Origin of the sequence: Stenotrophomonas cyclobalanopsidis, from assembly GCF_008710035.1 — a bacterium.
GTDB classification, from domain to species: domain Bacteria; phylum Pseudomonadota; class Gammaproteobacteria; order Xanthomonadales; family Xanthomonadaceae; genus Stenotrophomonas; species Stenotrophomonas cyclobalanopsidis.
Genome location: NZ_VYKI01000002.1, coordinates 1 through 15,422, shown reverse-complemented (window position 1 = coordinate 15,422; position 15,422 = coordinate 1). Strand labels below are relative to the sequence as shown.

Below are 15,422 nucleotides of genomic sequence, written 5' to 3'. Positions count from 1 at the left end.
GCGCGACTCCCGGAAAATGCCGGACTCGCTTCGGGGGACGGAACTTCTGCTTCCGCCACTCTAGGCAACGCATCAAGGCTCCAGCGCCAGAAGATCGGCGATGAAGCAAACGGTTCAGTGGTGGCTGTAGCTCAGTTGGTTAGAGTACCGGATTGTGATTCCGGTGGTCGGGGGTTCGAATCCCCTCAGCCACCCCACTGTTTCAACCGCATCGGCAACGCCGACACGGTATTGCAATAAACAGAATGCACGCTACAATGTGCGTCTGAGTTTCACGGGCTGTTAGCTCAGTTGGTAGAGCAGTTGACTCTTAATCAATAGGTCCAAGGTTCGAATCCTTGACAGCCCACCAAGACGGAAGCCACCTGGTATGCCAGGTGGCTTTTTTCTTCAGCTAGTGCGGTACCCGGAGCAGCGCCGACGTCGACGATAGTCGAACGAAGTGCTTGCATCCCCCAGGCGGATGGGGTCATAATTCGCGCCCCGATTTCGGGCTGTTAGCTCAGTTGGTAGAGCAGTTGACTCTTAATCAATAGGTCCAAGGTTCGAATCCTTGACAGCCCACCAGACGAAAGCCACTTGGTCCGCCAAGTGGCTTTTTTCTTGCCTGCGATCGGGCGGTTCGCGTGATCGGGACGCATCCACGCATGGCGTGGATCTACCGATCAATCGGCGCGTCATATCCACGCATGGCGCGGATCTACTGAAGCGATGCTTAAAACTGGGTTACATGCGTCATCAGTGTTTTCAATGCTGTGCGCTGCATCTCACCGTTCGCGCTTCGCATCACTCCCAATGGATGCTCCGCGCCAGAGGCGCTTGCATGTGGAGTGAATCTTGATGATTGCAACGAACAGGAATGCAGGGCTGATCGTGTCCGGCGTGCTGCTGCTCGCATTGGTGGGTTGCAAGCCTGCTGAGCCGCCTGCAACCAGCGACGACCACGCGCAGACCGTGCCGCGTGATGCCGATACGCCCAGTGTGGCAGCGCAACCGGCCATGCCCTCGGAGAGCGGTGGAACGACCGAGGCGGTCGAGATCACCCGCGCGGACGATGGGTCTTCGGTGCAGCTGCGCAAGGTCGATGCATCCGATCCGCCATCGGCGGCCGAGCCCGCGCAGCCGGCCGAACCCGCGCACTGAGCCTGCCGGGCCCGGCGTGGTTCACGCCATCCGGGCCCTTGTGGGCGACGTGCAAAAGGGGGCGCAGGCATCGTCCGCTTTCGTCGGCCAGCAGTGGCAGCGCCCAGCTCAGCAGCAGGCTGGTCCAGAACATGCCGTAGGCCTCCGGCGTCACCCGCGCGTAGCGCTGCGCGGTAACCCACAGGAAGTGACCGGTTGCGCCCAGGCCCACCAGCCAGGCGGCGGCCTTCCAGCAGACGTTCCAGGTGCGCGGGGAGGTCGGGGCAGTTCTGATGTGCTCCACCGGGACATTCGGCCAGCGCGATCCGGCGAGTCTGCGCGAAGCCCGTGGACTTCGCATTCAGGGTTGTCATGCCTTTCGCTTTCCAGCCCCGCCTGCGACAATGAACCCCTGTGCCGGCCACGCGAAAGTGGCGGAATTGGTAGACGCCCTGGATTTAGGTTCCAGTGTCGCAAGGCGTGGGGGTTCGAGTCCCCCCTTTCGCACCAGTGCCGGCCTGTCTCCGCCCTGATCGGGCCGCCGACGGACCCTTGACCGCCACGCGCTGGCAGTGCAGGCCGAATTGGGCGAAACTAAAGGGCTGCGGCAAGCAGGCGCGTCCCAGACGTCGCGTCCTTACAACCGTTTCATCCCAATCATCGAGCCGGGGGCGTGGGCCACCGGTGGCAGGAGTCAACATGCAAGCTTCGATCGAAACCATCGGCACCCTGGAACGCCGCCTGAGCTTCTCGCTGCCGGAAGACCGTCTGCAGAGCCACATCAACGGCCGCCTGGGCGAAATCGCCCGTACCACCCGCATCAAGGGCTTCCGCCCGGGCAAGGTGCCGGCCAAGGTGATCGAGCAGCGCTTCGGTGCGCAGGTCCGTGGCGAGGCGCTGGACGGCCTGCTGCGCGAAACCTTCGATGCCGCCGTGCGTGAGCACGACCTGCGCATCGTCGGCAGCCCGCGCATCGACAAGGGCGAAGAGGGTGAATTCTCTTTTGTCGCCACCGTGGAGGTGGTGCCGGACTTCGGCGACATCGACGTCAGCAAGCTGACCGTGGTGCGCCACACCGCTGAAATCACCGACGCCGACATCGACCAGATGATCGAGAACCTGCAGAACCAGCGTCGTACCTGGGCCCCGGTCACCCGTGGCGCGCAGGACGGCGACCTGGTCGCGCTGGAAACCTGGTCGCAGGCCGGCGACGAGCGCCTGCCGGCCGAAGGCGCCGAGAAGGGTTCGATCGTGCTCGGCCAGGGCATGATGTTCGAAACCATTGAAAAGGGCCTGGTCGGCCTGGCCAAGGGTGAAGAAAAGACCCTGGACGTCGAGTTCCCGGCTGACTGGCGCGTGCCGGTGCTGGCCGGCAAGACCGTGCAGGTCACCGTCAAGGTCGTCGAGGTGTCCGAGCCGGTCGTGCCGGCCGTTGATGAAGCCTTCATCAAGAGCTTCGGCGTGAAGGGCGGCGACGTCGAGCAGTTCCGCAGCGACATCCGCGCCAACCTGGAGCGCGAGCTGAAGGGCGCCCTGATGAACCGCCTGCGCCGCGAAGTGGGCGAGCAGCTGATCGCCGCCTATTCGTCGGTGGAAATGCCGCCGCGCCTGGTCGAGAACGAAGCCCGCGCCATGCTGGGCCAGCAGGTCGAGCAGGCCCGCCGCAACGGCCAGAACGTCGGTGAGATCCCGGCCGATGCCCACGAAGGCTTCAAGGAAGCGGCCGCCAAGCGCGTGCTGGTCGGCCTGGTGGTGGGCGAAGTCGCCCGCACCAACGACCTGCGCCTGGAAGCCAAGCGCCTGAATGAAACGATGCGTCTGATCGCTTCGACCTACGAAGAGCCGGAGCAGGTCATTGAGATGTACCGCAACGACCCCCAGCTGATGTCTGGTCTGCAGAACCGTGTGATGGAAGAGCAGGTGATCGACTGGATCGCCGAGCGTGCCCAGCACACCGAAGAAAAGCTGTCGTTCCAGGACGCGATCCGCCAGTAACAAGGGGCGGATCTCCCCATACCCCGCGCCTGCACCGGCGCGGGGGTGTTTCCCCCAAGACAGGTACCTCACGAAATGGACAACCGGACCAAAGCCCTGAACATGGTTCCCATGGTGGTCGAGCAGACCAGCCGCGGCGAGCGTGCCTACGATATCTATTCGCGCCTGTTGAAGGAGCGCCTGATCTTCCTCGTGGGCCCGATCGATGATCACATGGCCAACGTGGTGGTGGCGCAGCTGCTGTTCCTGGAAGCGGAAAACCCGGAAAAGGACATCAGCATCTACATCAACTCGCCGGGTGGCGTGGTCACCGCCGGCATGGCGATCTACGACACCATGCAGTACATCAAGCCGGACGTGAGCACCATCTGCGTCGGCCAGGCCGCCTCGATGGGCGCCCTGCTGCTGGCCTCCGGCGCTGCCGGCAAGCGTTATGCGCTGCCGAACTCGCGCGTGATGATCCACCAGCCGCTGGGCGGCTTCCAGGGCCAGGCCACGGACATCGACATCCATGCCCGTGAAATCCTGACCCTGCGTTCGCGCCTGAACGAAGTGCTGGCCAAGCACACCGGCCAGTCGCTGGAAACGATCGCCCGCGACACCGAGCGCGACAACTTCAAGAGCGCGGTCGACTCGGTGGCCTATGGCCTGGTCGACCAGGTGCTGGAGCGTCGTCCGGAAGAGTCGATCCAGGCCGGTTGATCGGCCTGCACGGGGCCAGGGAGGCCCCGTTCCTGCAGGGTCGGGTCGGGACTGTCGTCCCTCCGGCCCTGTGCTATTCTCGAATCGAACCCCCGTTCAGCGGGTGGGGTAACTGGGTAAGCGAAGCATGAGCGAAGACCGCCAAGGTCGTTCCACGGACACCGGCAAGATCCTCTACTGCTCTTTCTGCGGAAAGAGCCAGCATGAAGTGCGCAAGCTCATTGCGGGTCCGAGCGTGTTCATCTGCGATGAATGCGTGGAGCTGTGCAACGACATCATCCGTGAAGAACTCGAGGAAAAGGCGCAGTCGGCGCGCAGTTCGCTGCCCAAGCCGCGCGAGATCCTCGAGGTGCTCGACCAGTACGTGATTGGCCAGAACCGGGCCAAGCGCACCCTGGCCGTGGCCGTCTACAACCACTACAAGCGCATCGAGAGCCGGCAGAAAAACGACGAGGTCGAACTGGCCAAGTCGAACATCCTGCTGGTCGGCCCGACCGGTTCGGGCAAGACGCTGCTGGCCGAAACCCTGGCCCGCCTGCTCAACGTGCCGTTCACCATGGCCGACGCCACCACGCTGACCGAAGCCGGTTACGTGGGCGAGGACGTGGAAAACATCATCCAGAAGCTGCTGCAGAAGTGCGACTACGACGTTGAGAAGGCACAGCAGGGCATCGTCTACATCGATGAAATCGACAAGATCTCGCGCAAGAGCGAGAACCCGTCGATCACCCGTGACGTGTCCGGCGAAGGCGTCCAGCAGGCCCTGCTGAAGCTGATCGAAGGCACCGTGGCGAGCGTGCCGCCGCAGGGCGGGCGCAAGCATCCGCAGCAGGAATTCCTGCAGGTGGACACCAAGAACATCCTGTTCATCTGTGGCGGTGCGTTTGCCGGCCTGGACAAGGTGATCCAGCAGCGTTCCAACGACGCCGGCGGCATCGGCTTCGGCGCCAAGGTGAAGAGTGCCGAGCGCAAGGTGGAAGTGGGCAAGGTGCTGGCTGAAGTCGAGCCGGAAGACCTGATCAAGTTCGGCCTGATCCCCGAGTTCGTTGGCCGCCTGCCGGTGGTGGCGACCCTGGAGGAGCTGGACGAGCCTGCACTGATCAAGATCCTGACCGAGCCGAAGAACGCCATCACCAAGCAGTTCAAGAAGCTGTTCGAGATGGAGAACGTCGAGCTTGAGTTCCGTCCGGACGCGCTGTCGGCCATTGCCAGGAAGGCGCTCAAGCGCAAGACCGGCGCCCGTGGCCTGCGCACCATCGTCGAATCGGTCCTGCTGGACACCATGTACGACCTTCCCTCGCAGGAAAACGTCAGCAAGGTGGTCGTGGATGAATCGGTGATCGAGCACAAGTCCGAGCCGTATCTGATCTACCAGACCCCGGCGGCCCCTGAACAGAAGGCCGCAGGCGCCGAGTGATCCTTTCAACTTTTTGATTTGAAAGGATTTTCAACGAACGCCTTGCATCTGAAAGCCGATGGCCCCATAACGGGGCCATCGGCTTTTTTTGTCTCCGGAAGATGCCCTCCCGGAGACGGTTTTCCCCTTCCCTGGAGCCCCCATGGCCCGTTCCCCAAGTGAAACCCTCGACCTGCCGGTCCTGCCGCTGCGCGACGTAGTGGTGTTCCCGCACATGGTCATCCCGCTGTTCGTCGGCCGTGACAAGTCCATGCACGCGCTCGAACAGGCAATGGAGGCAGACAAGCGCATCCTGCTGCTTGCGCAGAAGTCGGCCGAGACCGACGACCCGCAGGCGGCCGACCTCTATCAGGTCGGTACGCTGGCGCAGGTGCTGCAGCTGCTGAAGCTGCCCGACGGCACCATCAAGGTGCTGGTCGAAGGCCTGTCGCGCGTGCAGATCACCCACGTCGACGAGCGTGATGGCTCGCTGCACGGCCAGGCCGTGGAGATCGACGCGGCCGATCCGCGTGAACCGCGCGAGATCGAGGCCATCGCCCGCTCGCTGATGTCGCTGTTCGAGCAGTACGTCAAGACCAACCGCAAGCTGCCGCCGGAGCTGCTGCAGACCCTGGCCGGCATCGACGAGCCGGCACGCCTGGCCGACACCATCGCCGCGCACATCAGCGTGCGCCTGGCCGACAAGCAGCGCCTGCTGGAAACGCTGGCCGTGGGCGAACGCCTGGAGATGCTGGTCGGCCTGGTCGACGGCGAGATCGACGTGCAGCAGATGGAAAAGCGCATCCGCGGCCGCGTGAAGTCGCAGATGGAAAAGAGCCAGCGCGAGTACTACCTCAACGAACAGATGAAGGCCATCCAGAAAGAACTGGGTGACCTCGACGACGCGCCGGGCGAGCTGGAAGAGCTGGCCCGCAAGATCGCCGAAGCCGGCATGCCCAAGCCGGTGGAAACCAAGGCGCGCAACGAGCTGAACAAGCTCAAGCAGATGTCGCCGATGTCCGCCGAAGCGGCCGTCGTGCGCAACTACCTGGAGTGGCTGCTGGGCGTGCCGTGGAAGAAGCGCACCAAGGTGCGCAAGGACCTGAAGGCCGCGCAGGACACCCTGGACGCCGACCACTACGGCCTGGACAAGGTCAAGGACCGCATCCTGGAATACCTGGCGGTGCAGTCGCGCGTGAAGCAGATGAAGGGCCCGATCCTGTGCCTGGTCGGTCCGCCGGGCGTGGGCAAGACTTCGCTGGGTCAGTCCATCGCCAAGGCCACCAACCGCAAGTTCGTGCGCATGTCGCTGGGCGGCGTGCGCGACGAGGCCGAGATCCGTGGCCACCGCCGTACCTACGTCGGTTCGATGCCGGGCCGCATCGTGCAGAACCTCAACAAGGTCGGCAGCAGGAACGCGCTGTTCGTGCTCGATGAGATCGACAAGATGTCGATGGACTTCCGTGGCGATCCGTCCTCGGCGCTGCTGGAAGTGCTCGACCCGGAGCAGAACAACGCGTTCAACGACCACTACCTGGAAGTGGACCTGGACCTGTCCGAAGTGATGTTCGTGGCGACCTCCAACTCGCTCAACATCCCGGGCCCGCTGCTGGACCGCATGGAAGTGATCCGCATCCCCGGCTACACCGAGGATGAGAAGCTCAACATCGCCACCCGTTACCTGTCGCCGAAGCAGATCAAGGCCAATGGCCTGAAGCCGGAAGAACTGGAAATCGGCAGCGATGCCATCCAGGACATCGTGCGCTACTACACGCGCGAATCCGGCGTGCGCAACCTGGAACGCGAGATCGCCAAGATCTGCCGCAAGGTGGTGAAGGAAATCGCGCTGGCCGGCCCGCAGCCGGTGAAGGCGAAGAAGGGCGCGAAGAAGTCCAAGGCCCTGGTCAGCGTCACCAGCAAGAACCTGGACAAGTACCTGGGCGTGCGTCGCTTCGATTTCGGCCGCGCCGAGGAAGCCAACGAAATCGGCCTGGTCACCGGCCTGGCCTGGACCGAAGTGGGCGGCGATCTGCTGCAGATCGAATCGACTCTGGTGCCGGGCAAGGGCCAGCTGATCCTGACCGGCCAGCTCGGCAACGTGATGAAGGAATCGGCATCGGCAGCGCTGTCGGTGGTGCGTTCGCGCGCCGTCGGTTTCGGCATCGATGCGGACTTCCTGCAGAAGCACGACGTGCACGTGCACGTGCCCGATGGCGCCACGCCGAAGGACGGCCCCAGCGCCGGCGCGGCGATGGTCACCTCGCTGGTTTCGATGCTGAGCAAGGTGCCGGTGCGTGCGGACGTGGCGATGACCGGTGAGATCACGCTGCGCGGTCGCGTCACCGCCATCGGTGGCCTGAAGGAAAAGCTGCTGGCGGCACTGCGTGGCGGTATCCGCACGGTCATCATCCCCGAGGAGAACCGCAAGGACCTGGCCGACATCCCGGTCAATGTCACCCGCGATCTGCAGATCGTGCCGGTAAAGTACATCGAGGAGGTGCTGGACCTGGCGTTGGAGCGTCCGCTGGCACCGAAGAAGGCGCGCAAGAGTGCGCAGCGCGTCACGGTGCGCAGCAAGGCCAAACCGAGTGGAAACGCGCGCGTCAAGCATTGACGCGCGCGGTCGAAATGCCCGAAACCCGCGTCGTTGCTGGCTTTCCACCTTGCGTGGGGGTAGGGGCGCTGGTATAAAAGCAGCACCCGCGAATGAGTGATCGCAGTGTGGCGATCACTGAATTCGGCGAACAGTTTCCACATGGCGGCCGTGTGCGCATCGCGTGCGGTTGCTTCCCTGTCGAATAAGCGGAACCCACCGCCAAAGGAGTTGTACAGAATGAACAAGACCGAATTGATCGATGCCGTTGCTGAAGCCGCCGACCTGACCAAGGCCGAGTCCAGCCGCGCTGTCGATGCCGTCGTTGCTGCCGTCACCAAGGCGCTGAAGGACGGCGATGCGGTCACCCTGGTTGGCTTCGGTACCTTCCAGGTCCGCGACCGTGCTGCCCGCACCGGCCGCAACCCGAAGACCGGCGACACCATCAAGATCGCTGCTTCGAAGAATCCGTCGTTCAAGGCTGGTAAGGCCCTGAAGGATGCTGTAAACTAAGCGGCTAGCTGGGGTGCTTAGCTCAGCGGTAGAGCGTCTCCTTTACACGGAGAGGGTCGGGGGTTCGAAACCCTCAGCACCCACCACAGCACCGCAGTAAAAGTTCAAGTGTGGAGCGGTAGTTCAGCTGGTTAGAATGCTGGCCTGTCACGCCGGAGGTCGCGGGTTCGAGTCCCGTCCGCTCCGCCACTTTGATGCGAGGCCCCTGGGCGACTGGGGGCTTTGTTTTCTTCAAGGGTTCGCCCTGCGGGAAAACAGCAACACAACTGGAGCGGTAGTTCAGCTGGTTAGAATGCTGGCCTGTCACGCCGGAGGTCGCGGGTTCGAGTCCCGTCCGCTCCGCCAGTTTCAAGGGCTTCCGGGCAACCGGGCGCCTTGTTTCAACCGGCCTCTGCCGGGGGAGACAGAAAGGTTTGCAGCAAACGTGGAGCGGTAGTTCAGCTGGTTAGAATGCTGGCCTGTCACGCCGGAGGTCGCGGGTTCGAGTCCCGTCCGCTCCGCCAAGTTGCAAGCAGGGGTATCTGGAAGTGCTGTGGAGCGGTAGTTCAGCTGGTTAGAATGCTGGCCTGTCACGCCGGAGGTCGCGGGTTCGAGTCCCGTCCGCTCCGCCATCCCGGATCCCGACAAGTTCTGCCCATGTGGAGCGGTAGTTCAGCTGGTTAGAATGCTGGCCTGTCACGCCGGAGGTCGCGGGTTCGAGTCCCGTCCGCTCCGCCAGCAGAGTTTGAAGTGTCAACGAAGATGCCCGTCGGTCCTGGACCTGCGGGCATTTTGCTTTTTCGGGGTCGATCTACGCCGGGCATGGCCCGGCGCTACCGCAGCGACTCGACGCGGTCGAGCACCGCTTCCACCGCGAGATGCCGCTGCACGGCCGCCTGCAGCGCGGCCAGGCCCGGGAACGCATCTGGCTGCAGCGCGCGTGCGAACAGCGCCGGCAGCTGGTCCAGATCGCGCAGCCACAGCCCTGCGCCTGCGTCCTGCAATCGCGCAGCGTGGTCGAACTGGTCGTAATCCAGCGGATGGACCAGGGATGGCACGCCGGCGCGCAGTGCGTGGTACATCACGCCGGCGCCACCGTGGTGCAGCACGCAGTCATAGCGGTGCAGGTGGCGTGCGTAATCGACGAATGGCAGCCGGTGCAGGTTCGGCAGCGGCTGCAATGCATCGCTTGTTTCATGCTGGTGGCCGTCGCTGACGTGGATCTGCCACTGCGGGTGCAGCGCCGCCAGCGTCGCTGCCGCCTCGGCCAGGCGCGGCTTGATCCAGTCCTGGTGGGTGCCGGCGGTGACCAGCAGGTGCCGCGCGCCATCCACGAACGGCGGCGCCGCGTGCGTGCTGGCCGGGGTGTGCAGCATCGGCCCGATGAACTGCAGCGCGCGTGGCCAGGTGCGCGGGAATTCCAACTCCGGCACGCCCAGGGCGAGAATGCATTCATCGGAATACACGCGTTCGCTGCCATCGCTGCGATAGATCGACGGCACGCCCAGCCGCTGCATCGCCGAGCGCTGCCAGGCGTGCACCCCGCGTTTGAACAGCCGGGTCAACTGTCGGCCGCCTGCGTGCTGCAGCGCCTGCCAGCCCGTGCGCGCCGGGCCCTGGCCGCCCAGATACGGCGGCGGGCCATCCACGCAGTCCAGCACGCAGGGCGAGGGCAGGCTGGTCCACCAGCGGATGCCGAGCTCGGCCGCCAGCAGGCCCGCCGGCGGCAGGGTGAAATCGACGATGGCCAGATCCGGGCGCGCGTGCTGCCAGCGCTGCTGCAGCGCCTGCCGCATCTGCTCCATCAGCCGCAGCGCCTGGGTCAATTGCGCGTGCAGTCGCAGCGGGTTGGCCTTGACCGGCTTCGGCGGGTTGGCGATCTGCCACAGCGCTGCTTCCTGGTCCGCCGACAGCAGCACGCCACCGTTGAGCCCGCTGGCCGAGATCGCCGCCTGTGCGCCGGGCGTGCTCAGTACGGTCACGTCATGCTGCGGCTGCAGCTGGCGGGCGATGGCGAGGATCGGGTGCAGGTGGCCGCTGTAGGGCGGGGCGAGCAGTTCGATCTTCATGCGTGTTCCTGCTGCAGGCGCGCGGCCAGGTCGCGGGCGATGGCCAGCACGTCCGGCTGCTGCAGATAGTCCAGGTGGCCGCTGTCGACCCACTGCCGTGCACCGCGCCAGCCCAGCCGCGAGATCCAGTCCTGGCGGCCCACCAGGATCTGCAGGTGGGCGACCGCGGGTGCGCGGCGTGCGACCGGCCCGTAGGCCAGCACGCTGCAGCGCTGCGCCAGGGCCGGCGGCAGGGCCAGGTTGGCCAGCAGTTCCAGGCCGCAGCTGCCCACCAGCAGCAGGGTGTGCGGTGCGGCGTCCAGCAGCTGGGCCAGTGCCGGCGCGTGCGTTGCGGCAAAACCCTGCTGGCGCGAGCGCAGGTAGTGGCGGCTGTTGTGCCAGCTGGCCGCCAGCCGCGCGGCGGGCCTGTGCTCGGGCGTGGCGGCGTCGTAAGGGAAATTGCAGGGATACAGCACCCGGCCCGGTGCCAGCAGGGCATCGCCGAACGCGCGTTGCAGCGGGCTCAGCGCACAGCGCGCCGGATCGCTCTGCCCGGTGAGGAAGGCCAATTGCAGTTGCGGTGCGGGCGTGGGCATCGGCTCAGCCGCCCTGGAAATCATCATTGGCCCGCACCAGGTAAAGCCGGGTGCGCCAGCGGATGCGCCGCACGCAGGCCGCATGCAGTAGATGCAGGGGCTGCAGCAGTTCGGCCAGCAGCGAGGCCAGCGGACGATGTCGGGCGCGGACGCCGGCGCGGCGTTGCAGGTGCAGCAGCAGGCCTGCGCGCAGCACCAGCACCAGCGCGGCAACGAGCGCCGGAGGCCCGATCGGCGGTAGCACGGCCAGCACCAGCAACGCCCACAGCAGCAGCGGCGGCAGACCATGCAGCACGCCGATCAACAGGCGCAGACGCGGTGATTCATCGCGCAGCAGCAGCACCGCAAACAACATCCAGCGGTGCATCTGCTGGCGGTAGCGCTGCAGCGTCGGCACATGCGTCTGCACTTCCACGGGCGCGGTGGACTGGAACAGGCGCGCCCCCTGTCGGCGCAGCGCGCGGGCCAGCGCCAAGTCGTCGGCCAGCATCCGCAGCAGCGGGGTGAATCCGCCCAGCTCACGCAGGCGTTCGCTGCGCAGCGCGTAGCACATGCCGTTGATCGACAGCGGCGGCAGCCACGGCAGCAGGCCGAGGTAGGTCAGCACCGCATTGTTGTTGACGAACTGCGCCATCAGCCGTGCGCCGCGCGCGCCGTCGTCGCGGGAGCAGGGCAGGGCGGTGACCAGATCGGCGTCGGCCGCGCCCAGTTCATCGACCAGCTGCGCCAGCGCTGCCGCCGACAGGCGTGCATCGTCGTCCAGCACCAGCAGCATCGGTTCGCGCACCTGGGGCAGCACCGCGTCCAGCTTGAAGGTCTTCGGGTTGGTCCCTTCCGGTGCAGCCGGATAAATCAGGCGAGTGATCTGGTGGCCGGGGTGTGCCGCGTACAGCGCGTCCGCAGTCGCCCGTCCGATGGCGTCGGCCTCATCCAGCAACCAGTGGAAATGCGCGCCGGGCAGCGTCTGCAGATTGTGCTGCAGCACCTGCGCCAGCAGCGGGTCGCCGCCGAGGATGGGCTGCAGGATGGCCACGCCGCGGCCGTCGTAGCCGGCGGGCGCCTGCTGCCGGGGCGGACGCTGGCCGAGGATGCGCAGGGCGCCGGCGGACTTCAGGCCCATCAGCAGCAGGTACAGGGCCGCCAGCAGCAGGCTGGTCAGGATTATCCCGTTCAGGCTAAGGCCTCCCATTGCGCACGCTGTTCGCTGATGAAGCGCTCGATAGCGTCCTCCAGCGAAACCCGTGGTGGTCCCAGGTCGGCCAGCATGCGCTGCGGATTGAAGGTTTTTGAATAGGCGAAGGCGGCCACGCCGAAGCGGGTGACTGGTGGTTCGCTGCGCAGGCGCAGGACACGCCAGCCGGCTTCGATCACGCTGGCTGCGCGCAGGGCCAGCCCGGTCGGCACGCGGCGGCGTGGGGCTGGCAGCTGCAGGGCGGCCAGCAAACGCTGCAGCAGGGCGTGCAGGTCCACCGGGGCGGCATTGGTCAGGTTGTAGGCCGGGCCGAGCCGCGGGGCCTGCGCGGCGCGCAGCAGGTACTCCACCAACGTGTCGATGTGGATCAGGTCCATCCGTGGCGGACCACCGGGGCTGACCAGCAGCGGCACGCCGCCGCGGCGCGCGGCCGCCAGCAGGCGCGGCAGCAGTACGGTGTCACCGGGGCCGAACACCGCGCGTGGGCGCAGGATGCAGGACGGGCCGTCGTAGCGGGCCAGCAGGCGCTCGGCCTCGGCCTTGCTGCGCGCGTATTCATTCAGGAAGACCGGACCGATCGGGCTGTCCTCGTCCAGGTCATGCTGGTGCGTCTCTTGGTAGAACACCGCGGTGCTGGAGACCAGCAGCAGGCGCGGATGGCCGGCGCGGCGGCAGAACTCGATCACCTGTGCGGTGGTGTCCACGTTCTGCTGGCGGAACTGCGCCGGGCTGCCCCATGGGGCTACGCGGGCGGCGGCATGCACCACCACATCGGGCCGGAACGGCAGTTCGAACGGCTGCGACAGGTCGCGCGCGGCGTAATTGGGCAGGGCGAGCGGGCGGCGGGCGACACCGAAGGCCTGCACGCCTGGCACGTCGGCAAGGCGGCGCAGCAGGGCGCCCCCCACGAAGCCGGAGGCGCCGGTGACCAGGATGCGCATGGACGGGGTCCTCCTTGTGCCTGTGACGCGCTGCAGCCGAGGCCTGCCGCCCATCTGACCGGCCAGTATGCGCCGGCTGCCGCGTCTGCGCCCAGCGCAGGCATGGCGTGGATGCCGCGCATGCGGCGCAGATCCTTGTCCCGCCTGCCTCCGGGCCGTTTTTGGTGCGGGCCGCGAAGCGGGTTACACTGCCGGGCTCGCCAATCAGGCCATGTGATTCCTCACCATGCTGCAGAAACTCCGCGACAAGACCTCAGGCTGGATCGTCACCGTGATCCTGGGGCTGCTGATGATTCCGTTCCTGTTCGTGATCGACAACAGCTACCTCGGTGGTGTCGGCGCACAGAACGTGGCCAAGGTTTCGGCACCGCCGACCTGGTGGCGCTCGGCGCCGTCGTGGTGGCCGGTGCGCATGCTGTGGCAGCACCATGAGATCAGCGCGCAGGATTTCCGCACCCGCTTCGAGCAGGAGCGCATGCGTGAGCGCCAGCAGCAGGGCGAGAACTTCGACCCGCGCGCGTTCGAGAGCACGGAGAACAAGCTGGCCGTGCTTGACCAGCTGATCGACGAGCAGGTCGTGCGCCTGGTGGGCGAACAGGCCGGCGTGGTCGTCGGTGACGGCGCCGTGCGCGACTACATCATGACCATCCCGGCCTTCCTCGGCAGCGATGGCAAATTCAACGAGAACAACTACCGGTTGGCGCTGGGCGGTGGCAATCCGCCGCGTACCCCGTCGCAGTTCCAGGAAGAAGTGCGTGCCAGCCTGCAGCAGTCGGTGATCCCGGCCGGCCTGCAGAACTCGGGCTTCGTCACCCAGGCCGAGACCGAGCGCCTGCTGAAGCTGCTGGGCGAGACCCGTGACGTAGAGCTGGTCGCGCTGCCGGAAGTGCCGGCCGATACCGCGCCGGTCACCGACGCGCAGATCAAGCAGTGGTACGACAGCCACGGCAAGGACTTCCGCCAGGCCGAATCGGTCTCGCTGGAATACGTCGAACTCAACGGTGCCAACCTGCCGGCGCCAGTGCCGGCCGACGAGGCCACCCTGCGCAAGCGCTATGAAGAAGAGAAGGCCAAGTTCGCGACACCGGAACAGCGCCAGGCCTCGCACATCCTGATCACCGGCGACGGTGCCGAAGCCAAGGCCGCCAAGCTGGCGACCGAAGCCAAGGCCGCCGGTGCCGACTTCGCCGCGCTGGCCAAGGCCAACTCGGAAGACCCGGGTTCCAAGGACCAGGGCGGTGACCTGGGCTGGGTCGAGCGTGGCGCGATGGTGAAGCCGTTCGAGGACGCACTGTTTGCTGCCAAGGCTGGTGACGTGATCGGTCCGGTCAAGACCGACTTCGGTTACCACATCATCAAGGTCGCGGCCGTGCGCGGTGGCGAAGGCAAGTCGTTCGAGGAAGTGCGTGACGTGCTGGCCGCCGAACAGCTGAAGGCCGACGGCGAGCGTGGCTTCAACGATCTGGCCGGCCGTCTGGTCGATGCCATCAACAAGAGCCCGAGCGACCTCGTTGCTGCAGCCAAGTCGGTCGACCTGCCGGTGCAGACCCTGGGCCCGATCACCCGCGCCACCGCCAGCGGTATCGCCGCTGATCCGGCCGTGCTGCGCTCGGCGTTCTCCGACGTGATGGTGCAGGACGGTACCGCCAGCGATCCAATCGCCCTGGGCGGCAGCACCAACCACAGTGTCGTGATCCGTGTGGCCGCGCACACCCCGGAACAGGCGCTGCCGCTGGACAAGGCCCGTGAGCAGGTCATCGCCGCGATCCGTGCCGACCGCCAGCGCCAGGCCAGCGACAAGGCAGCTGACGCCGTGCTGGCCAAGCTGAAGGGCGGTGCCAGCCTGCAGTCGCTGGTGGCCAGCGACAAGCTGCAGGTCAGCCCGATGCCGGGCCTGCCGCGCAGCCAGCCGGTGCCGACCCCGGAAATCAACCGCGCCATCTTCAGTGCCCCGGTGCCGGCCGAAGGCAAGCCGAGCTACGGCAAGGTCGACGTCAACGGCCACGCACTGGTGTTCGTGGTGAACAAGGTCACCCCGGGCAACATCAAGGAAGTGACGCCGGAACAGCAGAAGCAGCTGAAGGACCAGTTGAGCCAGATCGACGGCATGGCAGCAGCCAAGGCCTACATCGACGCGATGCGCAAGAAGTTCGTGGTGCAGACCACCGAAGCCAATCTGTAAGCTGGAAGGCGAGCAGGACGCAGAAGGCCCGGCGATGCCGTAATGCTGTTCACTTAAGCAGCCGGGCCAATCAGAATCCGATGCCAGTCTTCTGGCATCGGATTTTTTGTGCCCATCCAACAGCAATTGCTCGACCTTGGTGACCTGTTCAACTTCTCCGACC

The 15,422-nt window shown here is 65.8% G+C and carries 11 protein-coding genes and 10 tRNA genes; 17 read left to right on the top strand and 4 right to left on the bottom strand.

The features are described from left to right. Positions 1 to 120: 120 nt before the first annotated feature. The 16 genes from FJU31_RS01905 (at position 121) to FJU31_RS01830 (ending at position 9,038) form a co-directional block, all read left to right on the top strand. Positions 121 to 197 (top strand) — tRNA-His (locus tag FJU31_RS01905). 79 nt (positions 198 to 276) lie between these two features. Then, positions 277 to 352 (top strand) — tRNA-Lys (locus FJU31_RS01900). 139 nt (positions 353 to 491) lie between these two features. Continuing rightward, positions 492 to 567, top strand: a tRNA-Lys gene (locus tag FJU31_RS01895). A gap of 273 nt (positions 568 to 840) precedes the next feature. After that, entirely contained in the window at positions 841 to 1,143 is a 303-nt protein-coding gene (locus tag FJU31_RS01890; protein ID WP_150453274.1) for a hypothetical protein, read from the top strand. Positions 1,144 to 1,547: 404 nt separating this feature from the next. Then, a tRNA-Leu gene (locus tag FJU31_RS01885) sits at positions 1,548 to 1,632 on the top strand. Positions 1,633 to 1,821: 189 nt separating this feature from the next. Continuing rightward, positions 1,822 to 3,117, top strand: a complete 1,296-nt coding sequence (tig, locus tag FJU31_RS01880; RefSeq protein ID WP_150453273.1) for a trigger factor — start codon at positions 1,822 to 1,824, stop codon at positions 3,115 to 3,117. Positions 3,118 to 3,192: 75 nt separating this feature from the next. Beyond that, positions 3,193 to 3,819 (top strand): ATP-dependent Clp endopeptidase proteolytic subunit ClpP, encoded by a 627-nt coding sequence (clpP, locus tag FJU31_RS01875; protein WP_079220811.1) that lies wholly within the window; start codon positions 3,193 to 3,195, stop codon positions 3,817 to 3,819. A gap of 127 nt (positions 3,820 to 3,946) precedes the next feature. Beyond that, entirely contained in the window at positions 3,947 to 5,236 is a 1,290-nt protein-coding gene (gene clpX / locus FJU31_RS01870) for an ATP-dependent Clp protease ATP-binding subunit ClpX (protein WP_108758290.1), read from the top strand. Between the two features lie 142 nt (positions 5,237 to 5,378). Further along, positions 5,379 to 7,829 (top strand): endopeptidase La, encoded by a 2,451-nt coding sequence (gene lon, locus FJU31_RS01865; protein WP_150453272.1) that lies wholly within the window; start codon positions 5,379 to 5,381, stop codon positions 7,827 to 7,829. A gap of 219 nt (positions 7,830 to 8,048) precedes the next feature. Continuing rightward, positions 8,049 to 8,321, top strand: coding sequence for an HU family DNA-binding protein (locus tag FJU31_RS01860; protein WP_004146343.1), 273 nt, complete (start codon positions 8,049 to 8,051; stop codon positions 8,319 to 8,321). 11 nt (positions 8,322 to 8,332) lie between these two features. Further along, positions 8,333 to 8,407: transfer RNA gene (locus tag FJU31_RS01855), tRNA-Val, on the top strand. 26 nt (positions 8,408 to 8,433) lie between these two features. Next, positions 8,434 to 8,510, top strand: a tRNA-Asp gene (locus tag FJU31_RS01850). A gap of 79 nt (positions 8,511 to 8,589) precedes the next feature. Continuing rightward, positions 8,590 to 8,666: transfer RNA gene (locus FJU31_RS01845), tRNA-Asp, on the top strand. 81 nt (positions 8,667 to 8,747) lie between these two features. Beyond that, positions 8,748 to 8,824, top strand: a tRNA-Asp gene (locus tag FJU31_RS01840). A gap of 31 nt (positions 8,825 to 8,855) precedes the next feature. Then, a tRNA-Asp gene (locus FJU31_RS01835) sits at positions 8,856 to 8,932 on the top strand. Positions 8,933 to 8,961: 29 nt separating this feature from the next. After that, positions 8,962 to 9,038, top strand: a tRNA-Asp gene (locus FJU31_RS01830). A gap of 95 nt (positions 9,039 to 9,133) precedes the next feature. Here the strand turns inward: FJU31_RS01830 and FJU31_RS01825 are convergent. From FJU31_RS01825 to FJU31_RS01810, 4 genes are read right to left on the bottom strand one after another with little or no spacing between them, the layout of a single operon-like run. Further along, the gene (locus FJU31_RS01825) at positions 9,134 to 10,369 is read right to left on the bottom strand and encodes a glycosyltransferase (RefSeq protein ID WP_150453271.1); all 1,236 of its coding nucleotides are present in this window, start codon (positions 10,367 to 10,369) and stop codon (positions 9,134 to 9,136) included. Continuing rightward, a complete protein-coding gene (locus FJU31_RS01820) occupies positions 10,366 to 10,944 on the bottom strand; it encodes a hypothetical protein (protein ID WP_150453270.1) in 579 nt (192 codons plus the stop codon). Before FJU31_RS01820 ends, FJU31_RS01825 begins: the two co-directional genes overlap by 4 nt. Before the next feature lie 4 nt (positions 10,945 to 10,948). Further along, positions 10,949 to 12,133 carry a glycosyltransferase gene (locus FJU31_RS01815; RefSeq protein ID WP_150453269.1) on the bottom strand — a complete coding sequence of 395 codons (1,185 nt, stop codon included), beginning with the start codon at positions 12,131 to 12,133 and terminating at the stop codon, positions 10,949 to 10,951. Beyond that, positions 12,115 to 13,077, bottom strand: coding sequence for an NAD-dependent epimerase/dehydratase family protein (locus tag FJU31_RS01810; protein ID WP_246161187.1), 963 nt, complete (start codon positions 13,075 to 13,077; stop codon positions 12,115 to 12,117). The genes FJU31_RS01815 and FJU31_RS01810 overlap by 19 nt, the downstream gene beginning before the upstream one ends. A 226-nt stretch (positions 13,078 to 13,303) precedes the next feature. Here FJU31_RS01810 and FJU31_RS01805 point away from each other — a divergent pair, with 226 nt between their 5' ends. After that, positions 13,304 to 15,259 (top strand): peptidyl-prolyl cis-trans isomerase, encoded by a 1,956-nt coding sequence (locus FJU31_RS01805; RefSeq protein WP_150453267.1) that lies wholly within the window; start codon positions 13,304 to 13,306, stop codon positions 15,257 to 15,259. Positions 15,260 to 15,422 lie beyond the last annotated feature (163 nt).